The sequence below is a fragment of the Promicromonospora sp. NPDC090134 genome (assembly GCF_044746965.1).
In the GTDB taxonomy this organism is placed as follows: Bacteria; Actinomycetota; Actinomycetes; order Actinomycetales; family Cellulomonadaceae; genus Promicromonospora.
Genome location: NZ_JBIVCZ010000001.1, coordinates 1,235,982 through 1,259,076, shown reverse-complemented (window position 1 = coordinate 1,259,076; position 23,095 = coordinate 1,235,982). Strand labels below are relative to the sequence as shown.

Annotated in this window: 22 protein-coding genes; 17 read left to right on the top strand and 5 right to left on the bottom strand. The window is 74.7% G+C overall.

Annotated features, from left to right (window positions below):
* The first annotated feature begins 1 nt into the window (after window position 1).
* Genes ACIPN7_RS05550 through ACIPN7_RS05525 form a run of 6 tightly spaced genes read left to right on the top strand, consistent with a single transcriptional unit; the run spans window position 2 to window position 6,862 of the window.
* Window positions 2-646 (top strand): acetyltransferase, encoded by a 645-nt coding sequence (locus tag ACIPN7_RS05550; RefSeq protein ID WP_400538806.1) that lies wholly within the window; start codon window positions 2-4, stop codon window positions 644-646.
* Window positions 643-1,692 carry a glycosyltransferase family 2 protein gene (locus tag ACIPN7_RS05545; RefSeq protein WP_400538804.1) on the top strand — a complete coding sequence of 350 codons (1,050 nt, stop codon included), beginning with the start codon at window positions 643-645 and terminating at the stop codon, window positions 1,690-1,692. The genes ACIPN7_RS05550 and ACIPN7_RS05545 overlap by 4 nt, the downstream gene beginning before the upstream one ends.
* Complete coding sequence (locus ACIPN7_RS05540; RefSeq protein WP_400538802.1) at window positions 1,689-3,230, top strand: oligosaccharide flippase family protein; 1,542 nt, start codon at window positions 1,689-1,691, stop codon at window positions 3,228-3,230. Before ACIPN7_RS05545 ends, ACIPN7_RS05540 begins: the two co-directional genes overlap by 4 nt.
* Window positions 3,227-4,408, top strand: a complete 1,182-nt coding sequence (locus ACIPN7_RS05535) for a DegT/DnrJ/EryC1/StrS family aminotransferase (RefSeq protein WP_400538800.1) — start codon at window positions 3,227-3,229, stop codon at window positions 4,406-4,408. Before ACIPN7_RS05540 ends, ACIPN7_RS05535 begins: the two co-directional genes overlap by 4 nt.
* Window positions 4,405-5,613, top strand: coding sequence for a glycosyltransferase family 2 protein (locus ACIPN7_RS05530; protein ID WP_400538798.1), 1,209 nt, complete (start codon window positions 4,405-4,407; stop codon window positions 5,611-5,613). Before ACIPN7_RS05535 ends, ACIPN7_RS05530 begins: the two co-directional genes overlap by 4 nt.
* Before the next feature lie 31 nt (window positions 5,614-5,644).
* Window positions 5,645-6,862, top strand: coding sequence for a glycosyltransferase family 1 protein (locus tag ACIPN7_RS05525; RefSeq protein WP_400538796.1), 1,218 nt, complete (start codon window positions 5,645-5,647; stop codon window positions 6,860-6,862).
* A gap of 13 nt (window positions 6,863-6,875) precedes the next feature.
* On the opposite strand, the gene ACIPN7_RS05520 is transcribed toward ACIPN7_RS05525, so the two are convergent.
* Complete coding sequence (locus ACIPN7_RS05520; RefSeq protein WP_400538794.1) at window positions 6,876-7,508, bottom strand: hypothetical protein; 633 nt, start codon at window positions 7,506-7,508, stop codon at window positions 6,876-6,878.
* A 125-nt stretch (window positions 7,509-7,633) separates the two neighbouring features.
* Between ACIPN7_RS05520 and ACIPN7_RS05515 the strand changes: the two genes are divergently transcribed.
* The 5 genes from ACIPN7_RS05515 to ACIPN7_RS05495 all read left to right on the top strand — a co-directional run bounded on the left by ACIPN7_RS05515 (window position 7,634) and on the right by ACIPN7_RS05495 (window position 12,349).
* Entirely contained in the window at window positions 7,634-8,569 is a 936-nt protein-coding gene (locus ACIPN7_RS05515; protein WP_400538792.1) for a hypothetical protein, read from the top strand.
* A complete protein-coding gene (locus ACIPN7_RS05510; protein ID WP_400538790.1) occupies window positions 8,566-9,879 on the top strand; it encodes an O-antigen ligase family protein in 1,314 nt (437 codons plus the stop codon). Before ACIPN7_RS05515 ends, ACIPN7_RS05510 begins: the two co-directional genes overlap by 4 nt.
* Before the next feature lie 84 nt (window positions 9,880-9,963).
* Window positions 9,964-10,617, top strand: coding sequence for a polysaccharide deacetylase family protein (locus ACIPN7_RS05505; RefSeq protein WP_400538788.1), 654 nt, complete (start codon window positions 9,964-9,966; stop codon window positions 10,615-10,617).
* Entirely contained in the window at window positions 10,617-11,516 is a 900-nt protein-coding gene (locus tag ACIPN7_RS05500; protein WP_400538786.1) for a glycosyltransferase, read from the top strand. Before ACIPN7_RS05505 ends, ACIPN7_RS05500 begins: the two co-directional genes overlap by 1 nt.
* Window positions 11,513-12,349 carry a glycosyltransferase gene (locus ACIPN7_RS05495; protein ID WP_400538784.1) on the top strand — a complete coding sequence of 279 codons (837 nt, stop codon included), beginning with the start codon at window positions 11,513-11,515 and terminating at the stop codon, window positions 12,347-12,349. The genes ACIPN7_RS05500 and ACIPN7_RS05495 overlap by 4 nt, the downstream gene beginning before the upstream one ends.
* A gap of 51 nt (window positions 12,350-12,400) precedes the next feature.
* Here ACIPN7_RS05495 and ACIPN7_RS05490 read toward each other — a convergent pair whose 3' ends face one another.
* Both ACIPN7_RS05490 and ACIPN7_RS05485 read right to left on the bottom strand, forming a co-directional pair.
* Window positions 12,401-13,378, bottom strand: a complete 978-nt coding sequence (locus ACIPN7_RS05490; protein ID WP_400538782.1) for a hypothetical protein — start codon at window positions 13,376-13,378, stop codon at window positions 12,401-12,403.
* Window positions 13,379-13,410: 32 nt separating this feature from the next.
* Window positions 13,411-14,673, bottom strand: coding sequence for a glycosyltransferase family 4 protein (locus ACIPN7_RS05485; RefSeq protein ID WP_400538780.1), 1,263 nt, complete (start codon window positions 14,671-14,673; stop codon window positions 13,411-13,413).
* A 175-nt stretch (window positions 14,674-14,848) separates the two neighbouring features.
* Between ACIPN7_RS05485 and ACIPN7_RS05480 the strand changes: the two genes are divergently transcribed.
* The 6 genes from ACIPN7_RS05480 to ACIPN7_RS05455 all read left to right on the top strand — a co-directional run bounded on the left by ACIPN7_RS05480 (window position 14,849) and on the right by ACIPN7_RS05455 (window position 21,674).
* On the top strand, window positions 14,849-15,715 hold the full coding sequence (locus tag ACIPN7_RS05480; protein WP_400538778.1) for a hypothetical protein: 867 nt from the start codon (window positions 14,849-14,851) through the stop codon (window positions 15,713-15,715).
* A 246-nt stretch (window positions 15,716-15,961) separates the two neighbouring features.
* Window positions 15,962-17,581, top strand: coding sequence for an acyl-CoA ligase (AMP-forming), exosortase A system-associated (locus ACIPN7_RS05475; RefSeq protein WP_400538777.1), 1,620 nt, complete (start codon window positions 15,962-15,964; stop codon window positions 17,579-17,581).
* On the top strand, window positions 17,578-18,822 hold the full coding sequence (locus ACIPN7_RS05470; protein WP_400538775.1) for a pyridoxal-dependent decarboxylase, exosortase A system-associated: 1,245 nt from the start codon (window positions 17,578-17,580) through the stop codon (window positions 18,820-18,822). Before ACIPN7_RS05475 ends, ACIPN7_RS05470 begins: the two co-directional genes overlap by 4 nt.
* 44 nt (window positions 18,823-18,866) lie before the next feature.
* Complete coding sequence (locus tag ACIPN7_RS05465) at window positions 18,867-19,160, top strand: acyl carrier protein (protein ID WP_400538773.1); 294 nt, start codon at window positions 18,867-18,869, stop codon at window positions 19,158-19,160.
* Between the two features lie 10 nt (window positions 19,161-19,170).
* The gene (locus ACIPN7_RS05460) at window positions 19,171-19,803 is read left to right on the top strand and encodes an acyltransferase (protein WP_400538771.1); all 633 of its coding nucleotides are present in this window, start codon (window positions 19,171-19,173) and stop codon (window positions 19,801-19,803) included.
* A gap of 416 nt (window positions 19,804-20,219) precedes the next feature.
* Entirely contained in the window at window positions 20,220-21,674 is a 1,455-nt protein-coding gene (locus tag ACIPN7_RS05455; RefSeq protein WP_400538769.1) for a sugar transferase, read from the top strand.
* A gap of 49 nt (window positions 21,675-21,723) precedes the next feature.
* Here ACIPN7_RS05455 and ACIPN7_RS05450 read toward each other — a convergent pair whose 3' ends face one another.
* On the bottom strand, window positions 21,724-22,557 hold the full coding sequence (locus tag ACIPN7_RS05450; protein WP_400538767.1) for a class I SAM-dependent DNA methyltransferase: 834 nt from the start codon (window positions 22,555-22,557) through the stop codon (window positions 21,724-21,726).
* A gap of 51 nt (window positions 22,558-22,608) precedes the next feature.
* Complete coding sequence (locus ACIPN7_RS05445) at window positions 22,609-23,088, bottom strand: GNAT family N-acetyltransferase (RefSeq protein ID WP_400538765.1); 480 nt, start codon at window positions 23,086-23,088, stop codon at window positions 22,609-22,611.
* Window positions 23,089-23,095: the final 7 nt, after the last annotated feature.

Here is a 23,095-nt window from a genome sequence, read left to right as displayed (position 1 = left end):
GGTGGCGGCGAGCTGGGGCGGGCCGCTGCTGCTGGTGGGGGCGAGCGGGCTGGCCCGCGAGGTGCTTCCCGTCGTCGCCGAGGCCGGGCACGACGTGCTCGGCGTGCTCGACGACCGCTACGCCGACCTGCCGCCCGCGCTCGGCGGGGCGCCGGTGCTGGGGCCGGTGAGCGCCGCCGCGGAGCACCCCGGCGCCCGCCTGCTGCTCTGCGTCGGCCCGAGCCGCGCCCGCGCCGCCGTGCACGCGCGGCTCGACGCGGGCGCCAACTACGCGCGCGTCGTCGACCCGTCGGTGCGCAACCCCGCCGGGTGCCCGGTCGGGGAGGGTTCGGTGCTGCTGGCCGGCGTGACGATCACCGCGGACGCCGTGCTCGGCGCGCACGTGGTCGCGATGCCCGGGGTGACGGTCACGCACGACTGCGTGCTGGACGACTTCGCGACGCTCGCCGCCGGGGTCTCCCTCGGCGGAGGCGTGCGCGTGGGCCGCGCCGCCTACCTGGGCATGAATGCCTCCGTGCACCCCGGCGTCCGGATCGGCGCGGGTGCCGTGGTCGGCATGGGCGCCGTGGTGCTCTCCGACGTGCCGGACGGCGAGACCTGGGCCGGCGTGCCGGCCCGGCGGCTGGTCCGGGAGGTGGCGCGATGACCACGGTCCGGGCCCCGCTCCCCCTGCGCACGCGCCCGCTCGTCTCGGTGGTGGTGCCGCACTACAACTACGGGCAGTACCTCCCGACCTCTGTCGGCTCCGTGCTCGCCCAGGAGGGCGTGGACGTCGAGGTCATCGTGGTCGACGACACCTCGACCGACGGGAGCGTCGCCGTCGCGCGCGAGATCGCCGCGTCGGACCCGCGCGTGACACTGGTCGAGCACGAGCAGAACATGCGGCACATCCGCACGTACAACGACGGGCTCGGCCGGGCCCGCGGGGACTACGTGGTGCTCCTGTCGGCCGACGACGCCCTCGCGCCCGGCGCGCTGGCCCGTGCCGCCGCCCTGCTGGAGCACGACCGGCGGATCTCCCTCGTCTACGGCCTCGTGACCGACTTCGACGGCGCGCCGCCCGCCTTCACGCCGACCCGGAGCTGGTGGACCGTCTGGGAGGGCGAGCAGTGGGTGGGCCACGTCGCCCGCCGCGGGCGGAACATCCCGACCAACCCCGAGGTCGTGATGCGGCGGTCCGTCTACGACGCGATCGGCGGCTACGACGCCGCGCTGCCGCAGGCCGCCGACATGTACATGTGGCTGCAGGCCGCCGCCCGTGGCCGGATCGGCCGCGTCAACGGGCCGGTCCAGGCCTACTACCGGCAGCACGACACGAACATGCACAACGTCCAGTTCGGCGGGAACCTCGACAACTGGCGCTCCGTGCTCGAGACGTTCGACCTGTTCTTCCGCGAGGACGGCCACCTGCTGCGCCGCCCCGACCGCCTCCGCGCGCGGGCCGACGCCGCCGTCGCGCGCGAGGTGGTGCTCGCCTCCACGCTGCTGCCCCCGGGGCCGGACGGCGCCGAGCACCGCGCGCAGCTCCTGCGGCTCGCCCGGGAGGCCGACCCCGCCGTCGTCCGGTCGCCCGCCTGGCAGTGGGCCCGCCTCGCCGGGCGCGCGGCGCACCGGTCGCGGCTCGGCGTCGAGGCCGTCGAGTCGCTGCGCTGGAAGGTCCGCGGCCAGCTCCTCGCGAGGTTCGGGACATGAGCACGGGCGCCACCCTGAGCGGCCGCGTCGGGACCGCCCTGCGCTGGAGCACCACGGGCACCGTCGTGGTGCGGCTGGGCAATCTCGGCCTGGGCATCGTCATCGCCCGCATCGTGTCGCCGGAGGAGTTCGGCCTGTACGCGATCGCCCTGACGGTGCAGAGCGTGGTCATGGCCCTGGCGGACCTCGGCCTGAGCGCCGACCTCGTGCGCAGCCCCGACTTCGAGCGGCGCACCGGCCCCGTCGCGGTGCTCGGACTGGTGACCGGCGGCACGCTCACCCTGGTCACCGCGCTGTCCGCGCCCGCGCTCGCGTCGGCGATGGGCGGTCCCGGCGCGGCCGGTCCCATCGCGATCCTGGCCGCGACGTTCCTGCTGGCCGGGGTCGGCGTCGTCCCGTTCGCCACGCTCCAGCGGAAGCTCGACCAGCAGGGGCTGTTCCGCTCCAACGCCGTCGACTTCGGCGTGGGCGCCGTGGTGACCCTCGTGCTGGCGGTGCTCGGCTACGGCCTGATCGGCCTGGCGGTGGGCCGGGTCGTCGGCCAGGCCTGCGGCGTCGCGATGCAGTTCTGGCTCACCCGGACCGTGCTGCGGTTCTCGTGGGACCCGCCGGTCGCCCGGTCGGTGCTCGCGTTCGGCCTGCCCGTCGCGGCCGCGAACCTGCTGTCCTGGGTGCTGCTCTCGGTCGACCGCGTGGTGCTCGGCAACATGGCGGGCGCCGTCGAGCTCGGCTTCTACGTGCTCGCCGCGAACATCTCGACGTGGCCCATGACGCTGGTGGGCCAGGCCCTGCGGTCGGTCACGCTGCCCGCCTTCTCCCAGGTGCGCGAGCGCGCCCGCGCCGCGCTCGTGCCGCTGCTCGGGCCCGTCTGGTGGGCCGTCGTGCTGGCGGCGGCCATGCTCGCTGCGCTGGCCCACCCCGTGGTCGTGGTCGTCTACGGGGCCCGGTGGGAGCCGGCCGCGCAGATCCTCGTACCGCTCGCCGTGGTCGGCGCCGTGCGCGTCGTCTCGGACGTCCTGGCCGGCTACCTCTACGCCCTGGGCCGCTCGCGCGGCGTCCTCGCGGTGCAGGTGGTCTGGCTGGTGGCCCTGGTCCCCGCCGTCGTGCTCGGCGCGCGGGTGGCCGGGAGCATCGGCGTCGCGGTCGCGCAGGCCGCCGTCTCCGTGGGCGTGCTGGTGCCCGCCTACCTGGTGCTGCTGCGCCGGTCGCGGGACGAGGTCGGCGCGCTGACCTGGGCGCTGGCCGTGCCGGGGCTGGCCGGAGCGGGCGCCGTGGCCGCGGGCATGCTGGCCGCCGGCCGGGTCGAGGACCCGCTGATCGGCGGCCTGCTCGCCGGGGCGGTCACGTTCGCGCTCTACGCGGCCACCACGCTCGCCTGGGTGCGGCCGCGCTGGCGCGCCGCCCGCACGGCCCTCGACGGTCCGGACGACTCGCCGGCCGACGTGCCGGACGCCGCGCCCGCTGCGACACCGGACGTGGCCCTGGATCTTCTGCCGGACACCGTCCCGGCTGCCCCACCGAGAGGAACGACCCGATGACCGAGACCACGACCACGACCTCCCCCGCGCAGCTGCGAGAGCCTGTGCCCTTCCTGGACCTGGGGGCGCAGACCGCCGAGGTGGAGGGCGACGTCCGCGAGCGCTGGGACGAGATCCTGCGCACGTCCGGGTTCGTGCTGGGGCCGGACGTCGAGCGGTTCGAGCGCGAGTTCGCCGCCTACAGCGGGGCGCAGCACGCCGTAGGCGTGGGCAACGGCACGGACGCCCTGGAGATCGCCCTGCGGGCGGCCGGGATCGGCCCGGGCGACGAGGTGGTCGTCCCGGCCAACACGTTCTTCGCGACGGCGGAGGCGGTGCTGCGCTGCGGCGCGCTGCTCGTGCCCGCCGACGTCGACGACGACTTCCTGCTGGACCCCGAGGACGTGGCCGGACGGCTGTCGGCGCGCACCCGGGCCGTCGTCGGCGTGCACCTGTACGGGCAGATGGCGCCGGTGACGCAGCTGCGCGAGCTGGTGGGCCCCGACGTGCTGCTGGTCGAGGACGCCGCCCAGTCGCAGGGCGCGAGCCGGGACGGCTTCCGCTCGGGTGGGGCGGGCGACGTGGCCGCGACCAGCTTCTACCCGGGCAAGAACCTGGGCGCGTTCGGCGACGGCGGCGCGGTGCTGACGTCGTCCGACGACGTGGCCGAGCGGGCTCGCCGCCTGCGCAACCACGGCGGGGTCAACCGCTACGAGCACCTGGAGGTGGGCGCCAACTCGCGTCTCGACTCCCTCCAGGCCGCCGTGCTGTCGGCGAAGCTGACCCGGCTCGACGCGTGGAACCTGCGGCGGTCGGAGGCCGCGGCCCGGTACGGGGCCCTGCTCGCCGACGCGTTCGCGGAGGTGCCGGAGCTCGCGGCGCCGCGCGAGCTGCCGGGGGCCACGCACGTGTGGCACCTGTACGTGGTGCGCACCCCGTACCGGCCGGCGGTGTCCGCGGCGCTGTCGGCGGCCGGGATCGGGCACGGCATCCACTACCCCGCCCCGGTCCATCTCCTGCCCGCGACGGCGCACCTGGGCTTCCGCCCCGGCACCGCCCCGCGGGCCGAGGCGCACGCCGGCCAGATCCTCTCGCTGCCGATGTTCCCGGGGATCACCGCCGACCAGCAGGAGCACGTGGTGCGCACGCTGCGCGACGCCGTGACCGGGCGGGCCGCACCTGCGGGGGTGGCCGGGTGAGCGCCGCCGGGGCCGGGCCCCTCGACCGCGTCGCCGTGGCGTGGCGCGCCCGGGTGGACCGCGACGCCACGGGCGGGCCGGGGCTCGGCGCCCGGGTCGTGGGCACGCTCGGCTCCTGGGTCCGGTCGCCGCTGGCGCCCCGGTCGTTCCGGCGGCGGCCGCCGTCGGCCCCGCAGCTGCGGCCCCGGGTCTCGGTGGTGGTGCCGTGCTACGACTACGGCCGGTTCCTGCCGCAGACGGTGGGCAGCCTCGTGACCCAGGAGGGGGTCGACGTCGAGGTGATCCTCGTCGACGACGCCTCGACGGACGACAGCCTCGCCGTCGCACGCGCCCTCGCGGCCGAGCACCCGGGCGTGACGGTGCTGGCGAACGAGCGCAACCTGGGGCAGGTCGAGTCGTTCAACCGGGGCTGGGAGCAGAGCACGGGCGAGTTCGTGGTGCGGCTCGACGCCGACGACATGCTGCCGCCCGGCGCGCTCGCGCGGGCGACGGCGCTGCTGGAGCAGCACCCGGAGGTCGGGCTCGTCTACGGCCACCCGCAGCACTTCGACGACGGCACCCCGCCCGTCCCCGCGCTCGGCGAGCTGTCCTGGACCGTGTGGGACGGCCGCGCGTGGCTGGCGGAGCGGTGCCGCACCGGCGTCAGCTGCATCACCTCCCCCGAGGTGGTCATGCGGTCCGACCTGCTCAAGGACGTCGGCCCGCTGGACCCGCACCTGCGGTTCACGATGGACGTCGAGATGTGGCTGCGCCTCGCCGCCGTCGGCGACGTCGCGTACGTGGGCGGCGCCGACCAGGCGCTGCACAGGGAGCACGCGGGGAGCCTGAGCGTGAACGAGGGCTCCGGCGCGCTGCTGGACCTGCGCGCCCGCGCGGACGCGTACGACCGGCTGTTCGCGAACGTCGGCGACCGGCTCACCGGCGCGCACGGGCTGCACGACCGGGCCAGGTCCGCTCTCGCCCAGGACGCCCTGCGGTACGCGGCGGCGGCGGCCGACCGGGCGGAGTCGCCGGCGCCCTACCTGGAGCTCGCGACCGAGGTCTGGCCGGCGTCTGTCGCGTGGCCCTCGGCCGCGCGGGCCTTCCGCCGGGCGGCGCGGGCCGGGCGGACGGGACGGACCGGCCCCGGCGCCGTCGTCCGCCGGATGGCCCGCCGCGCCCGGACCGAGCTGATGTACCTGCGCTGGGCCACGTCCGGCCTGTGACCGCGCCCGTGAACCACGAGGGGGACCATCGATGAACCGGCTGACCAAGGCCACGGCGCGGCTGCGCCGCCTGCGCCGCGTGGGCGCGCGCGGGCTGGCCCAGCGCGTCGCGGCGCGCGCCTACCGGACCACGGCCGCCGCGTCGCTCGGCTTCCAGCTCGACGCCGCGGACATCGCGGACGACGTCCCGGAGACGCTCCCGACGCCGGAGCCCGTGCCCGGCGACCGCCCGCTCACCGTGGGCTGGGTGACGTCGCCGCCAGCGGCGGGCTCCGGCGGCCACACCACCCTGTTCCGCATGGTCGAGGGGCTGGAGGCGCGGGGGCACAAGTGCGTCGTGTTCCTCTACGACCGGCACGGCCTGGACATCGTCCAGCGGACCGCCGAGCTGCGGCACGGCTGGCCCGGCGTGCGCGCCGAGGTGCGGGACGCGCGCGCGGGCATCACCGGCATGGACGCCGTGGTCGCGTCGTCGTGGGAGTCGGCGCACGTCATCGTGGCCCGGACCCGGCGGCCCACCCGGCGCCTGTACTTCATCCAGGACTACGAGCCGTACTTCTACCCGCGCGGGTCCGAGTACGAGCTGGCCGCGATGACCTACCGGTTCCCGTTCCGGCGCATCGCGCTCGGCGACATGGTGGCCGGCTGCCTCACGGCCGAGCTGGGCCAGGCCAGCGACGTGGTGCCGTTCGGCTGCGACACCGACACGTACCGGCTCCCCGAGGTCGAGGTGCCCCGGTCCGGGGTGGTGTTCTACGCGAAGCCCGACGTCGGGCGCCGGGGCTACCTCCTCGCCCGCCTCGCCCTCGAACGCTTCCACCGCGCGCACCCCGAGCAGGAGATCCACGTCTACGGCTCGCGCCCGGCCGACCTGACGTTCCCGGTGACGTACCACGGCCGCCTCACCCCGGCGGAGCTCAACGCGCTGTACGGGCGGGTCGTGGCGGGGCTGGCGATGTCGTTCACCAACATCTCGCTCGTGGCCGAGGAGATGCTGGCCGCCGGCGTCGTGCCCGTCGTCAACGACTCGCCGCTGGCCCGCGCCGACCTGCCCAACCCGTACGTGGGCTGGGCCGAGCCGACGGCGGCCGGGATCGCCGCCGGGCTCGCCACCGCCGTCGGGCGGCCCGACGCCGCCGCGTACGCGGCCAAGGCCGCCGCCAGCGTCGTGGGCCGGTCCTGGGGGCCGGCACAGGAGGCGGTGGCCCGCATCGTGGAGGACGAGGTCCGTGGCGCGGCGCACGGCTGACGCCCGGCCCGGGTCAGCGGCGCCGGGCGCGCGTCTCGAGCACGGCGATGAGCGCGAACGTGGCGCTCGCGCCGAGCAGGCCCGCCATCCCGGCGGCCCGGACGGTCGAGCCCCCCACCTGGTGCACGACCAGGGACTCCGGGGCGACCGTCACGGTGATGGCGTTGACGGGCACCACCCCGGCGTCGCGCTGCAGCCGGTCCAGCTCGTCGGCGATCTGCGCGACGATCTCGTCCTGCCGGGCCTCGACCTCCTCGGCGGTGGCCGCGACGACCTCGACGTAGAGCACCTGTTCGGCGAAGTTGGGGGCCCACTGGCCGCCCGTGTCGGGCAGCCGGATCGACCAGCCGTCGCGCGTCCCCTCGCCCACCAGCGTCGCGTCGGGCGAGGCGTACTTGGTGACCTTGTCGGGTCCGGCCACGGCCTTGGCGACCACGCCGGCCGTGATGATCAGGTCCTCGGACGTGGTGCGCAGCGCGTTCGGGTAGGCCTTGCTCGCGGGCGCGAGGAAGACGACCTGGGTACGGCTCCAGTACACGCCGTCGTCCAGCGTGGTGGTGTACACGAGCCCGAGCGTGGCCACGGCACCCGCGAGCAGGACGGGCCAGCGCCGCAGCGCCGCACGTATCAGGTCCCACAACGTCATAGCGTCTCCGCGATTTCCTGGAGCGGGCGAAATTCGCGCCGGAGTTCCGCGACCCGTTCCTTTACCCGCCCTCGGCACGATACCTTTGTCGAGCGCGGCGTGATACGCCCGGAAAGGGTGAACAAATGTCATTCCTCGACGTGATTGCAGCTTTGGGCCGCCGGTGGATCGTCACCGTCGTGGGCCTGCTCGCGACCGCCGGCCTCGTGTACGGCGCGAGCACCATCGAGCCCCCGGTCTACACCGCACGCGCGCTGGTCCTGCTGGTGCCGTCCGAGCAGGTGGTCGGCGAGGGCGGCAACCCGTTCCTGGCCCTCGGCGGCCTCGACCTGCCCGCCCGCGTGGTGGTCGCGTACTACGAGAGCGACGTGGCCAAGGAGCGGTTCAGCTCGGGCTCGCCCGACGCCGAGTACGTCGTGGCCATCGAGGAGTCGACCCGTGGCCCGGTGATCTCGGTCGACGTGACGGACGCCAGCGCGGCGGCCACCCTCGAGACGCTGGAGCTGCTCACCTCGTCGATCCCGGTCGAGCTCGAGCGCCTGCAGGAGGAGGTCGACGCGCCGAAGAACACCGTCGTGTCCACGCTGGTCCTCGCCAAGGACGAGCGGGCGACGATCGACAACAGCGGCACGGTGCGCATGGTCATCGCCGCCGGGGGCATCGGGCTGGTGGCCACCGTGGTCGCGGCCGTCGCCGTCGACGGGCTGGTGCGCAGCCGGACGCGGGGCCGCAAGCAGGGCCCGACGGACCCGGCGGGGTCGGACCCGGAAGCGCCGGCGCCCGCCACGGCGGGGCCCGCCGGCACGGGGTCCAAGCCGGCCGGGCCGAACCCGGACGCCAAGGCCGACGCCCAGCCGGCGGACCCGAGGTCGCCCGCCACCAAGCCGGCCAAGCCCCCGACCGTCCGGCTGCCCGCCGTGCGACCGCCGTCGGTGCAGCCGCCGGCGAGCCGGCCGGCGGACGACCGGGCCCTGCCGTCCTGGCCCAACCTCCCGCTCGACTCCCGTGACCGGCGCAGGGACGACGCGGCCGCGCGAGCGTCCTCCGCGGAGTCCCGGTGACCCAGACCCGGCCTGCCGCCGTCCAGCGGCACGCCTCGCCACCGCGGCCGGTGCCGCGGCGGCGGTTGCGACCCGACGTCGTCACCTGGCTCTCGGTCTACCTGCTCCTGCTGTTCGCCATCCCCTCCAAGCTGGTGATCGGTCCGCTCGGCAGCGCGGGCGCGCCGTCGATGGTCGTCGGCCTCGCCAGTCTGCTGCTGTGGGTGCTCACCGGCGTCGGGGCCGCCCGCCCGAGGCTGAGCGGGCCCCGGCTGATCCGGGTCTCGCTCGCCCTGTTCCTGTTCAGCGTCGGGATCACGTACGTCATCGCCATGTCCCGGCCCGTGGTGTCCAACGAGATGAGCCCCGCCGACGTCGCGATCCTGGCGCTGCTCGCCTGGTCCGGCGTGCTCCTGCTGGCGCACGACGGCATCACCTCGACCGCCCGGCGCGACGTGCTCGTCTGGCGGCTCGCCCTCGCGAGCGGAGCCCTGGCCGTGCTCGGGCTGGCACAGTTCGTGCTCGGCGAGCTGCTCGTGGACCGGCTCGCCCTGCCGGGCCTGACCCTCACGGCGCCCTACGAGCTCGGCGAGCGCAACGGCCTGATCCGCCCGCAGGGCACCGCGACCCACGCGATCGAGTACGGCGTGCTCGTGACCATGCTGCTGCCGCTGACCCTGCACGTCGGCTTCGAGCACACCGAGCGCAGGCCGCTGGTGCGGTGGGCGCCCGCCGCGGCGACGCTCGTGCTGGTGCCCCTGTCGGGCTCCCGGTCCGCCTACGTGGGCGCCGCCATCGGCCTGGTCATCCTGCTCCTCGGCTGGCACGGCACCCGGCGCCGGATCATGCTCGGCGTGACCGCCGTCGGCGCCCTGGCGGGCCTGGTGGTCGCGCCGGGCATGCTGTCCTCGATCCTCGGCCTGTTCACCGGCGCCGCCGAGGACCCGAGCGTCACCTCGCGGACCGGCTCGTTCGACCTGGCGGGCGAGTTCATCGCGCGCGACCCCCTGTTCGGGCGGGGGCTCGGCACCTTCCTGCCCACCTACCGGATCTTCGACAACCAGTACCTCCTGCTCCTGGTGACGGTCGGCCTGGTGGGCACCGTCCTGTTCCTCGGCATCTGCGCGGCCACGGTCCGGGTGCTCCTGCGGGTCCGCAGGCGCAGCGCGGGCACCGACGCCAGGACCTACGACCTCGCCCTGGCCCTCATGGCCTCGGTGGTCGTCGGGTTCGTCAGCCTGCTCTTCTTCGACGCCTTCGCGTTCCCGATGACGATGGGCGCGCTCTTTCTCCTGGTCGGTGTCGCGGGTTCGCTGCGCGCCCAGGCATAGCCCTGCGGAGATACCCCGAGAATCACCCGGAGAATCACCCGGGAATGCATTCCACGGCCGGGAGTCGTCGTTCACGATAAACAAATGATCAATCTCTGCTTTCACGGCATCGGGACGCCGCCGCACGACGCCCCGGCCGAGGAGGCCGCCTACTGGATCGGCACGGACACGTTCCGGCGCGTGCTCGACGTGGTCGCCGTCCGGCCGGACGTGCGGCTCAGCCTCGACGACGGCAACGCCTCCGACGTCGAGGTGGCGCTCCCGGAGCTGGTCGAGCGCGGACGGGTGGCCGACTTCTTCGTCATCGCCGGCCGCCTGGGCCACGCGGGCTCGCTGTCCGCCGGGGACGTGCGCGCGCTGCGCCGGTCCGGGATGGGCGTCGGTTCGCACGGCATGCACCACCGGGTCTGGCGCGGGCTGCGCCCGCCGGAGCTGCGCGAGGAGCTCGTGCTGGCCCGCGAGCGCCTGGAGGACGTGCTGGAGGAGCCGGTGCGCACCGCGGCCTGCCCGCTGGGCCGCTACGACCGGACCACCCTGACCGCGCTGCGGAAGCTGGGCTACACGCGGGTCTACACCAGCGACCGGGCGCTGGCCGGGCCCGGGTCCTGGCGGCAGGCCCGGTTCAGCCTCCGCGCGACCGACACGGCCGACGACGTCGCCGCGTGGCTGCGGCACGGGGACCGCTACACGGTCCGCGCGGCGGACCGGGCCCGGACGTTCGTCAAGGGGCTGCGCTGATGGGGGCCGAGGTCGCCGCGGTGGTCGTGACCTACAACAGCGCCCGGCACATCGACGCCCTGCTCGACAGCCTGCCCGCGGCCTTCGGCGACGTGCCGTACACCACGGTGGTGGTCGACAACGGGTCCACGGACGAGACGCTCACGCTGCTGCGACGCCGGGGCGACTGCAGCGTGGTGGAGAGCGTCAACGACGGCTACGGCGCGGGGATGAACAAGGCGGTGCGGTACGCCCCGGAGTCGGCCGCGATCCTCGTGCTCAACCCGGACGTGGAGCTCGACGCCCACTCCGTCCCGCGGATGCTGGACGTGCTGCGCCGGCGGGGGGTCGGCATCGTGGTGCCGCGCACGCGCGAGGCGGACGGGAGCCTGTCCCCGACGCTGCGCCGCACACCCACCGTGGCGCGGGCCGGCGGGCTGAGCTTCACGCGCCTGGCGGCCTTCGCCGAGCGGATCGAAGACCCACGGGCCTACACGGCCGAGCACCTGGTGGACTGGGCCGTCGGCGCGATCTGGCTCGTCGACCGGGCGTGCTTCGACGCCCTGGGCGGGTTCGACGAGTCGTACTTCCTCTACTCCGAGGAGACGGACTTCGCGCTCCGCGCGCGGGACCGTGGCTGGCGCTCCTTCTACACGCCGACGGCGGGCGCCATGCACATCGGCGGCGGCTCGGGCACGAGCCACGAGACGCACACCATGCTGATGCTGAACCGGGTGCGCCTGATCCGGCGCCGGCGCGGCACCCGCGCGGCCTGGACGTACTACGGGGTGACCCTGTTCGTGGAGCTCCGGCGCGGCCTGCTGGGCCACCGCGCGTCGTGGCCCACGCTGCGGGCCCTGGTCCGCCCGGCCCGGCGCCCGGCGGCGCTCGGCGCGAGCGACGAGGTGCTGCCGCGATGAGCGGGCCGGTGGCGTCCGTCGTCGTGCCCGCGCACGACGAGGAGCGCACGATCGGCCGCCTCCTGGACGCGCTGTGCGCCGACCCGGGGCTGCTGGAGGTCGTGGTGGCCTGCAACGGGTGCACGGACGGGACGGCGGCCGTGGCCGGGGAGTATCCCGTGACCGTCCTCGACCTGCCCGAGCCCTCCAAGGCCCGCGCGCTGCGTGCGGCCGACCGGGTGGCCCGCACGTTCCCGCGGGTGTACCTGGACGCCGACGTCGAGATCACCGCCGACGGCGTGGCCCGGCTCGCGGCCGCGGTGGGCCCCGGGGGTGCCGCCGTGGCGGCGCCGTCGCGCACCATGCCCCGCACGGGCGTGTCCCTGCTCGCGCGCTGGTACTACGACGTCTGGGAAGCGCTGCCCACCGTGCGGTCGGGCCTGTTCGGGCGCGGGGTGCTGGCCGTGTCCCGGGCCGCGGCCGGCCGGATCGCCGCGCTGCCCCAGGTGATGGCCGACGACCTGGTGCTGTCCGAGGCGTTCGCCCCGCACGAGCGCGTCGTGGTGGCGGACGTCGCCGTCGTCGTGCACCCGGCACGCACCCTGCGCGACCTGGTGCGCCGCCGGGCGCGCGTGACCACCGGGAACGTCCAGGCGGACCGGGCGGGCCTGCGCGGCGCCGAGGCGCGGACGTCGCTCGGCGACCTCTGGCGGGTGGTCCGGGAGCGGCCGGGCCTGGCGCCCCGGGTACCCGTGTTCCTCGGTGTGGTGCTCGCCGGGCGCCTGCGCGCCCGTGCGGCGGTGCGCGCGGGCGACTTCACCACGTGGGAGCGGGACGCGAGCTCGCGGGTCTGACGCGGGTCCGACGGCCGGGGCTGGCGGCGGCGGGGCCGACGGCGGGGCGGCTCAGTTGCCGCTGCCGCCGCACTCGATCGGGTCCACGGGCGTGGTGCGGCCTTCGTCGACCGTCACGGTGTGCGCCTGCCAGGTCGTCAGGGCGGGGCACAGGACGTCGACCGGCCCGTAGCCCCAGGTGTCCTGCACCACCTGCAGGTTGCGCACGCTGCCCTCGGTGCCGGCCCGGAACGCGTAGCCGCCGCCCTCGACCAGGAGCCCGTCGACGGTCAGCGACGTGTTGCCCTGGCCGCTCGGGTAGAAGAAGGGCGCGGTGCCGTAGCAGTCCGCCGTCTCGCGCATGATGATCCGGGTGTTCCGGACGGTCAGGCTGCCGCCGCCGTACCCCTGGATGCCGTCGCCGTGCCAGTCGGTGCAGACGTCGGGCGGGACCACGCGGATGAACGAGTCCTCCACGACCACGTCGCCGCACTGCTTGGCGCCCACACGGATGCCCTCGGGCACGCCGTCGATCACCACGTCGCGCACCGTGAACCCGCCGTTGCCGATCACCTGCCGGTCGCCGTCGCCGGTCCGGACGTCGCTCCGCACGAACTCGGAGGACTCGACCAGCAGGCCGGACCCGCAGACCGAGCTGTCGTCGTTGACCACCTTGGACCCGACGGCCTGCACGCGCCGCAGCGTCACGTCCTGGGCGTCGACGTAGATGGTGCCGTCCGTGATCCGCAGGTCGCTGACCACGGTGCCCGGCTCGCTGATCCGGAGGTCGCCGGTGTGGGTGCGCCGCGGCGTCCACCCGGCGGGTAGCCCGGCGGTCTCGGGCGTGGGGAACGTGAGGGCCGCGGCCTCCACGACGGGGTCCGGGGCCTCGCCGGACGGCGTGGGCGCGGCGTCCTGCCCCGTGCCGCCGGAGGAGGCGCCCGGGTCGTCGGGGGGCGTGCCCTGGGACACCACGACCGTGGTCAGCGCGGCGGCGACCAGCGCTCCGACGACCCATCGGAGCGGCACCCACCAGGACGATCGGCCCATGCGAGTCATCCTGGCACGCCGGTCGTCGTCGCTCATCCCGTGGCCTGTGCCCCGGCCGCGGGCCGCGCCGCGGCGACCTGCTCGTAGAGCTCCACCATGCGGTCGACCCGCCGGTCCCACAGGTGCTCGGCCACCGCGTGCGCGCGGGCCGCCTCGCCCATGCGCAGCCGCAGGTCCGGCTCGGTGACCAGCCGGCGCACCGCGGACGCCACGTCGCGGGCGAGCTGCTCCGGAGAGTCGGCGGGCAGCCGGAACGCGCAGGCGTCGGTCACGTTCGCGCCCGGGCCGCCGCGGTCGCACACCACGAGCGGCAGCCCGTGCGACATCGCCTCGAGCGCGACGGCGCCGCCCGGCTCCCGGTAGCTCGGGAAGACGAAGACGTCGGCCCGCTCGTAGAAGCGGTCGACCTCGGCGCGCGGCACCGCCCCGTGCAGCGTCACCCGCTCGGCCAGCCCCAGCTCCTGCACCAGGTCGGCGCACGCCTGACGGTCGTTGCCGTCCCCGACCACGTCGAGCACCACCGGCAGGTCGCGCAGCGCGGCCATGGCGCGGATCACGTCGCGCGCGCCCTTGGTCCGCACCAGCCGGCCGACGTGCAGCAGCCGCACCGGGCCGGAGCGGCCCCTGCGGTCGATCACGGGCCGGACCGCGTGCAGGGCCACCTCGCGGAGGGTCTCGAACCGCCGCAGCCGCACGTCGCCGAGGACCTCCTGGACGTAGGGGGCGATGCCCACCACGCAGTCGGCGGACTCGTAGGTGGAGCGCAGGAGCGGGTCGTACCGCAGCCGCAGCCGGTCCAGGGCGCGCAGCCGCTGGTACCACGGGACCACCTCCTGACGGGCGAACGCGGGCGGGGACTCCAGGCTGCCGCCGACCGGCCCGACCACCAGGGGGATGCCGAGGCCGGCGGCGGGTGACGGATAGCGCATCGCCACGGGCGCCGGCTGGTGCGCCACGTCGAACCGTTCGCCCGCCGCGAGGCGTCCGCGGACCCAGCGCCGGGCCCGCACGTAGAACGGCACGTACGCCGGCTGGAGCAGGCTGTTGAGCCGCTCCGCGCGGTGCACCAGCGGCGGCTCCGGCCACTCGACCACGCGCACGCCGGGAAGCTGCCGCGACGGCGGCACGTGGCCCTTCTTGTACGTGGACAGGAGCGTCACCCGGAACCGCTCGGAGAGCAGGCTCGCCCACTGGTGGGCGAGCCAGGACTCGCCCACGTCGTTGCCGTCGCACGCGGGGGCGACCAGCAGCACGCTGGCCACGCGAGAGGATCCGGCAGGTTCGTTGACAGCCACCAACCGATAGTGACCGCTGTCGCGTGCCGAATGCAGCCCCGGGCCGGGTGATACAGGGGTGAGAAATGCGCCGCCGGCAACCACCGGGGAATGACCGGATGAAATTCACGAGCGCCGGTCCTTTCACCCCGGCTGACGCCGTCCGGCACCCTTTCCCGGGGTCATACTCGCCGACGTGGCACATTCGAAAGATGTCGAGCTCGCCCCCGTCACGACGGACGACCTGCCGCGTGTGGGCGAATTCCTGAGCGTTTATCTCGACGGTTCCCTCACCCCGGGGCAGTGGGCGCGCTCCCTGCGTCCCACCTGGACCACGAGCCACCCCGACCACGGGTTCCTGCTCACGTCCGAGGGCCGGGTCGTGGGCGTGTACGCGGCCCTCTACTCGGAGCAGGACGGCCCCGGCGGGCCGCGCGCCGTGTGCAACGTCGCGGCCTGGTGCGTGCTCGACGAGTTCCGCCACCACTCGCTGCGGCTGCTGCGCGCGATGCTCGCCCAGCGCGACCGCGAGCTCATCGACCTGTCCCCCAGCGGCACCGTGGTGCCCCTGAACGAACGGCTCGGGTTCCACCACCTCGACACGGCGGGCGCGCTCGTGGTCAACCTGCCGCTGCCCGCGCCGGGCGTGCGCCTGCTGACCGGCCGGGCCGACATCGAGGCCGTACTTTCCGGCCCTGACCTGGCCGCCTACCGCGACCACGCCGACTCGGCCGCCGCGCGGCACGTGGTGGCGGTCGTCGACGGGAAGCCGTGCTGGGTGGTGTTCCGCGCCGTGCGGCGCAAGCGGATGCGCCTGTTCGCCTCCGTGCTCCACGTGAGCGACCGCGAGCTGTTCCGCGCCGCCGCGCCCGCGGTGTACCGGCACGTCCTGCTCGCGCACGGGCTGCCGTTCACCCTGCTGCAGGACCGGGTCAGCGGACCCCGCCCGTGGCACTCCGTGCCGCTGTCGGCGCAGCGGCCGACGATGTACCTGAGCCGCACCGACCAGCCGCCGGAGTCGGTCAGCTACCTCTACAGCGAGCTGACCCAGGTGCCGTGGTGAGCGGCGTGCGGTGAGGTGAAACCGGCGCCGCGGGAGGCAATTCACCAATGCTTCGACGCCGGGCGGGGATGACTTTTGTTGGATGCACGGTAATTCACCTCGCACCTAATACGAAACGATTGGTCCTCGGCACGCCCGGCGCGCGACGGCGGCCTCTTCACCCATTCAGGGTTCACCCGCTTTTCGGCCCTATTCACCCGTCGCCCACCTGACGAAAATCGTCGCGCGCGCTTTACCGTGATCTTCGTGACGACCATCCATCAGCACCTCGAGCAACAGGCGCGCCGGCGGCCCGACGCCCCCGCGCTGTCGGCCCGGGACGCGACCCTGACGTACACGCGGCTGTGGCAGGGCGTGCGCCGGGCCGCGGCCCGGCTCACCGGGCTCGGCGTGGCCCGGCACGACCGGGTGGCCGTCTTCCTGGAGAAACGGTTCGAGACGGTCGAGGCCCTGTGGGGCACCTCCCTGGCCGGCGGCGTCTTCGTCCCGGTCAACCCGCTGCTCAAGGGCAGGCAGGTCGCCCACGTCGTGCGCGACTCCGGCGCCCGGGTGCTCGTCACCTCGCCCGGCCGGCTGAACGCCGTCCGCGACCACCTCGGCGACACCGGCCTGACCACGGTGCTGCTCGTGGACCCGGCCGACGGCGGCATGCCGGACGACCTGCCCCACGTACCCGGGCTCACGGTGCACCGGTGGGCCGACGGCGAGCAGGTGGCCGACGGCGAGCACGAGGCCGACGGCGAGCCGCTGCCCGACGAGCCCACGCCGTCCGGCCCCGACACCGACATCGCGGCGATCCTGTACACGTCCGGCAGCACCGGCGCCCCGAAGGGCGTCGTCCTGTCGCACCGCAACCTCGTCGTGGGCGCCACCAGCGTGTCCGGCTACCTGCACAACACGGCCGACGACGTGCTGCTCGCGGTGCTGCCGCTGAGCTTCGACGCCGGCCTGAGCCAGCTCACCACCGCGTTCGCCGTCGGCGCCCACGCGGTGCTGCTCGACTACCTGCTCCCCCGGAACGTCACCGCCGCGTGCGAGAAGTACGGCGTCACCGGCATCACCGGCGTGCCGCCCCTGTGGACGCAGCTCGCGGCGGTCGAGTGGCCGTCGGGCGCCCGCTTCGCGCTGCGCTACTTCGCCAACACGGGCGGGCGGATGTCCGGTGCGCTGCTGCACGAGCTGCGCGACCTGTTCCCCGCGGCCGCGCCGTACCTGATGTACGGGCTGACCGAGTCGTTCCGGTCCACCTACCTCGACCCCGCGCAGGTCGACGCACGCCCGGACTCGATCGGGCAGGCCATCCCGAACGCGGAGGTGCTGGTGCTGCGCCCGGACGGCACTCCCTGCGCGCCCGACGAACCGGGCGAGCTGGTCCACCGCGGCAGCCTCGTCGCGCTCGGCTACTGGAACGACCCGGAGCGGACGGCGGCGCGGTTCCGCCCCGTACCCGGGTACGACGAGCCGTGGCGCGCCGTGCCGGAACCCGCCGTGTGGTCGGGCGACACCGTGGTGCGGGACGCCGACGGCTACCTGTACTTCGTGGGCCGCGCCGACGAGATGATCAAGACCTCCGGGTACCGCGTGAGCCCCACCGAGGTGGAGGAGGCGGCGCTGGCCACCGGCCTGGTGCGCGAGGCGGTCGCCGTCGGTGTGCCGGACGCCCGGCTGGGGCAGCGGATCGCGCTCGCCGTGCTGGCGCCGGAGCCCGTCGACACCGACCGGCTGCTCAAGGAGATGCGGCAGACGCTGCCCACCTTCATGCTGCCGGCGGAGGTCCACGTGGCCGCCGCGTTCCCCCGCAACCCCAACGGCAAGCTGGACCGCCCGGCGATCCGTGCGGAGCTGGTCGCGGAGGTGGCCGGGTGACCGCGCAGCCGCTGGTCGCGCCGCACCCCGCCGTGGCGGCCGTCCCCGTCTCGGGCGACGAGATCCTCGTGGGCGGGGTGCCGTTGACGCGACTCGCCGCCCGGGTCGGGTCCACGCCGTTCTTCGCGTACGACCGGCAGCGCATCACCGACCGGGTCGGCGAGGTCCGCGCCGCGCTCGGCGACGCGGTGCGGCTCGGGTACGCCGTCAAGGCCAACCCGATGCCCGCCGTCGTGCAGCACCTGGCCGGGCTGGTCGACGCGCTCGACGTCGCCTCCGCGCACGAGATGCACACCGCCCTGGACACCGGGACGGACCCGCACCGGATCAGCTTCGCGGGCCCCGGCAAGACGCCGGACGAGATCCGCTCGGCGGTCGCGGCCGGCGTGCTCGTCGAGCTCGAGTCGCAGACCGAGGCCCGCCGGGTCGTGGCGGCCGGCGAGGCGCTCGGCGTCGTCCCCCGGGTGGCGATCCGCGTCAACCCCGACTTCGCCGTGCGCGGCTCGGGGATGCGCATGTCCGGCGGCCCGCAGCAGTTCGGCGTGGACGCCGAGCAGGTCCCCGACCTGCTCCGGTACCTCGGCACGACCGGCGTCGACCTGGCCGGGTTCCACGTCTTCGCGGGGTCCCAGAACCTCGACGCGGAGCTCATCGCCGGCGCGCAGCGTGCGACGGCCGACCTGATCGTCGCGCTCGCCGAGCACGCGCCCGGGCCGGTGCGGTACGTGAACCTGGGCGGCGGCCTGGGCATCCCGTACTTCCCCAAGGACCGGCCCGTCGACCTCGCCCGGGTGGGCGAGAGCCTCGCGGCCGTGGTCGCCGGGCAGATCGCCCCGGCGCTGCCCGATGCCGACGTGCACATCGAGCTGGGCCGCTACCTCGTCGGCGAGGCGGGCAGCTACGTGACCCGCGTGATCGACCGCAAGGTCTCCCGCGGCCGCACCTACCTGGTGGTCGACGGCGGCATGCACCACCAGCTCGCCGCGTCCGGGAACCTCGGGCAGGTCATCCGGCGCAACTACCCGGTGCTGATCGGCAACCGGATGGCGTCGGCCGAGAGCGAGCAGGCCACCGTCGTCGGCTGCCTCTGCACCCCGCTCGACCTGCTGGCGGACGACGTCCCCCTGCCCCGGGCCGAACCGGACGACCTCGTGGTCGTGCTCCAGGCGGGGGCCTACGGGCTGACCGCCAGCCCGACCGCCTTCCTGGGCCACCCGGCACCCGCCGAGGTCCTGGTGTGACGCCTGGCCCGCGGCCCGGTACCGACCCCCTGACTGGAGACATGATGAGCAGCGACGTGACAGACGGCCCCGCGGGCGGCACGACCGGCGAGGTGACCCTCTCCGACGTGCTCGAGGTGCTCGGCAAGGTGCTCGGGATCGAGGACCGCGTGGCCGCGTTCGACGCCGGCACCCCCCTCTTCGGCGACCTGCCCGAGCTCGACTCCCTGGCCGTCCTGGAGCTGGTGACCGCCCTCGAGGACCGGTTCGGCATCACCGTGGACGACGACGAGCTCGCCGGCGGGCTGCTGGAGACCGCGGGCAGCCTGCACGCGTTCGTCGGCGCGCGGGCGCGGTGAGGAGCACGCCATGAGCACCGGCGAGCTGAGCGGGGCCCGCGTCGAGGCGTCGGCCGACGTCGACGAGCGCGCCACGATCGGCGCCGGCACCACCGTCTGGCACCTGGCCCAGGTGCGCGAGGACGCCGTCGTGGGGTCCGGCTGCATCGTGGGGCGCGGCGCCTACGTGGGGCCTGGCGTCCACATCGGTGACGGCTGCAAGCTGCAGAACTACGCCCTCGTCTACGAGCCGGCGGTCCTGGAGGACGGCGTCTTCGTCGGACCCGCCGCCGTGCTGACCAACGACCTGTACCCGCGGGCGATCACCCCGGACGGGACCGTCAAGACCACCGACGACTGGCAGGCCGTCGGCGTCACGATCCGCACCGGCGCCGCGATCGGCGCCCGGGCGGTGTGCGTGGCGCCGGTGACCGTCGGCCGGTGGGCGACCGTCGCGGCGGGCGCCGTCGTGACCGCCGACGTGCCGGACTTCGCGCTCGTGGCCGGGGTGCCCGCCAAGCGCATCCGCTGGGTCGGCCGCGCCGGCGTGCCGCTGGAGCGCACCGCCGGGGACGGCTGGCGATGTCCCGTCACCGGCGACGAGTTCACGGAGTCCGACGGAGTGCTGCACGAGGCGCCGTCGAACGCGTCTTTTCGCCACTGAACGATAATCAGTTATTTCTTTCCAGCACCAGTCTCTCACCCTATTCATCCAAACGGGTGAACTGCCGGGTGAAGGCCCCGAAAAAGGCCGTCCGGCGGACGACAGAATGCGATGACGCTCATATTATTGTGATCAAGAAATAGCAACGAGAACCGGGCACACACAACGCCCCGAGGCTGCGGTTGCAAGGCCCGGAACACCACCCCCCGGCTCCACCAGGGCGCGTCGACGCGTCGCGATCGACTGCGCCCTGAAACTCATTCCTGGCCAGAGCGAAGGAAGGAATCGACGTGGCGAGCCAGACGATAGGTGGCGGTTTCGAAATTCGCCCGCAGACCACCGAGAAAAGGGTGAAGAATGCGACGTCGCGTGGTTTTCACGACGTCCGCGCGCGGCGCGCTCACCCGCAGTGGCAGGTGCGATATCGCGCACGGCTGCGCTTCACGGACACAGCCGTCGTCCTCGCCTCGGTGATCCTCGCGTCCGTGCTCGACGCGACCCTCCTGGCAGGCTCCCCCGGGCACCCCGGACCGCTCCGGTCCCTCGCCGTGTCGGCCCTGGTGGCGGCGGTCTGGATCGGGGCCGTGGCCGCGCGCAGCTCGTATGACCTGCGGGTGGTGGGCCGCGACCACACGGAGTACCGGCGCATCTTCGGAGCCACCTGCACGGCCGTGAGCCTGCTCGTGCTCGCCGCCTGGCTCACCGGGTCGGTCGAGCCGCAGGACGTGCTCGCGCAGGCCGTGGTGCTGCCGCTCGGCCTCGCCGGGCTGATCGGCTCGCGGTACGCCTGGCGGCAGTGGGTGGCGCGCACCCGGCGGCGCGGTACCGGCTGCATGACGCCCGTGCTCGTCGTCGGGCACCGCGAGCAGGCCGAGCGCGTGATCCACCGGCTCAACGGCGCGCCGCACAAGGGCTTCGTGGTGGTCGGCGCCTGCCTGCCGTCCGACGAGACGCCGGCGGGCGAGACGGCCCCCGGGGAGACGTCGCAGCGCGACGAGCTGCCCGGCGACGAGGTGGGCGGCGTGCCCGTGCTCGGTGACCTGTCCCGGGTCGGCGAGGCCGCGGCCCTGGTCCGTGCGAGCGCCGTGGCGGTGAGCGCGTCCGGCAACATCACCACGGACCTGGTGCGCCAGCTCGGCTGGCAGCTCGAACGGGTCGGCGTCGACCTCATGCTCACCACGGAGCTCGCCGACGTCTCGGCGGCCCGCGTCAGCGTCTCGCCGACGTCGGGCCTCTCGCTGCTGCACGTGGCCGCGCCCCGCTTCCGCGGGCACAAGTTCCGCGTGAAGCAGGCCATCGACTGGGTGCTGGCCGCCGCGATCACGGTGCTGGTGTCCCCGGTGCTGCTCGGCGTGGGGTTGGCCGTCGCGCTGACCAGCAAGGGTGGGCTGTTCTACCTGTCGGAGCGCGTGGGGCGCGACGGCAAGATCTTCCGGATGTTCAAGTTCCGCACCATGCGCGTGGGCGCCGACCGGGAGGTCAAGGCCCTGACCGCGGACAACGACGCGGCGGGCCCCCTGTTCAAGGTGCGCACCGACCCGCGCATCACCCGCGTGGGCCGCGTGCTGCGCAGGTACTCGCTCGACGAGCTGCCCCAGCTCCTCAACGTGCTCGTCGGCCACATGAGCCTGGTGGGCCCCCGGCCGGCCCTGCCCCACGAGGTCGCGGCCTACGAGGAGCGCATGCGGCGCCGGCTGCTGGTCAAGCCCGGGATGACGGGCATGTGGCAGGTCTCCGGGCGGTCCGACCTGCCGTGGGAGGAGGCCGTCCGGCTCGACGTGTACTACGCCGAGAACTGGACGCCGATGCAGGACCTGGCGATCCTCGGGCAGACCGCCCGCGCCGTGGTCTCGGGGCGCGGGGCGTACTGAGTCGCCCGCGGGAGGCCCTGCCCCGGCCGGGGCAGGGCCTCCCGCCCGGTCAGACCTTCTCCCACACCGAGACGTGGTTCTCGGAGTCCGCGGTGAACGGCGACCGGTCCCAGCCCGCCCAGCGGTGCCGCAGCCGCAGGCCGGCGATCCGCGCCATGAGGTCCATCTCGGCGGGCCAGGCGTACCGGAACGGCACCGAGCGGAACTGCCCGGTGCCGTCAGGCCGCACGGTCACGTGGTTCGACGTGAAGAGCTGGGTCGCCACGTCGTACCGGTCGAAGCCCACGTAGCCGGTGTCCCCCGCGGCGGGGGCGACAGTGAACGGGACCGTGTCCTGGCCGGGCGGCAGACGGCGCAGGCCCGGCACACCCACCTCGATCAGGAACAGCCCGCCGGGCCGCAGGTGCGCGGCGGCGTTGACGAAGACGTCGACCTGCCCGTCCTGCGTGGTCACGTTGCTGATCGTGTTGAAGACCAGGTAGGCGAGGGAGAAGTCGCCCGGCCGGACGGCGCCGTCGAACCCGTCGAACCGGGTGGTGGTCATGTCGCCGATGGTCACGCCCACGGCGTCCCCGCCCGGCTTGCCGGCGATCCGCGCGGCCATGGCCCGGCTCAGCTCGATGCCGCCCACCCGCACGCCGCGCGCGGCCAGCGGGGTCGCGACTCGCCCGGTGCCGACCGCCAGCTCCAGCACGGGGCCGCCGGCCGCGAGCTCCTCCAGCAGGTCCACGGCGGGGGTCACGACCGCCGGGTCGTTCGCACCGCCCGGGCCGTCGTAGTCCGCGGCCACGCTCTCGGGGAACTGGCCGTCGGCCGGATCGTCGCCGGGGTGGTGGGCGCGGAGGTCAGGGGTGTGCTCTGCGGGGTGGGCGTCGTCGGTCACGCGACCGACGCTATGCCCGGCGGCGGTGCCGGCCCAGCTCTTTTGGGGTCCTCAGGCGGGGACGCGCGCCAGCCGCATCGGCGTGTGCGGGATGCCGTCGTCGAGGAAGTCGTCGCCGTCCGCCACGAACCCGTGCTTGCCGTACCAGCCCGTGAGCGGCGACTGGGCGTCCAGCACGACGTCGCGGTCGTCGCCGGCGTCGGCGATGTACTTCAGGGCCGAGCGCATGACGTCGTCGGACAGGCCCTTGCCGCGGGCCTCCTTGGCCAGCGCGACCCGGCCGATGCGCCACACGTCGCCGTCGTCCAGCACGCGGGCCGTGCCGAGCACGCGTGTCCCGCCGTCGGACACGGAGTCGGGCGCGGCCTCGGCCAGCAGCACGACCTGCACGGCGCCCGGCTCGACGTCGCGCCCGTCGAGGTCGTGGTACGGGCAGTCCTGCTCGACGACGAAGACGTCCTGACGCAGCTTCCAGACCCCGTAGGCGATAGTGCTGTCGAGCTGGGCGAGCGGGGCGGTGATGATCTGCACGGATCGA

Excerpts from the sequence above, each read along its gene's own strand:
- ACIPN7_RS05545 (WP_400538804.1), top strand. The coding sequence starts at position 643 with ATGACCACGGTCCGGGCCCCGCTCCCCCTGCGCACGCGCCCGCTCGTC.
- ACIPN7_RS05540 (WP_400538802.1), top strand. The coding sequence starts at position 1,689 with ATGAGCACGGGCGCCACCCTGAGCGGCCGCGTCGGGACCGCCCTGCGC.
- ACIPN7_RS05535 (WP_400538800.1), top strand. The coding sequence starts at position 3,227 with ATGACCGAGACCACGACCACGACCTCCCCCGCGCAGCTGCGAGAGCCT.
- ACIPN7_RS05525 (WP_400538796.1), top strand. The coding sequence starts at position 5,645 with ATGAACCGGCTGACCAAGGCCACGGCGCGGCTGCGCCGCCTGCGCCGC.
- ACIPN7_RS05520 (WP_400538794.1), bottom strand. The coding sequence starts at position 7,508 with ATGACGTTGTGGGACCTGATACGTGCGGCGCTGCGGCGCTGGCCCGTC.
- ACIPN7_RS05515 (WP_400538792.1), top strand. The coding sequence starts at position 7,634 with ATGTCATTCCTCGACGTGATTGCAGCTTTGGGCCGCCGGTGGATCGTC.
- ACIPN7_RS05505 (WP_400538788.1), top strand. The coding sequence starts at position 9,964 with ATGATCAATCTCTGCTTTCACGGCATCGGGACGCCGCCGCACGACGCC.
- ACIPN7_RS05500 (WP_400538786.1), top strand. The coding sequence starts at position 10,617 with ATGGGGGCCGAGGTCGCCGCGGTGGTCGTGACCTACAACAGCGCCCGG.
- ACIPN7_RS05495 (WP_400538784.1), top strand. The coding sequence starts at position 11,513 with ATGAGCGGGCCGGTGGCGTCCGTCGTCGTGCCCGCGCACGACGAGGAG.
- ACIPN7_RS05490 (WP_400538782.1), bottom strand. The coding sequence starts at position 13,378 with ATGGGCCGATCGTCCTGGTGGGTGCCGCTCCGATGGGTCGTCGGAGCG.
- ACIPN7_RS05465 (WP_400538773.1), top strand. The coding sequence starts at position 18,867 with ATGAGCAGCGACGTGACAGACGGCCCCGCGGGCGGCACGACCGGCGAG.
- ACIPN7_RS05460 (WP_400538771.1), top strand. The coding sequence starts at position 19,171 with ATGAGCACCGGCGAGCTGAGCGGGGCCCGCGTCGAGGCGTCGGCCGAC.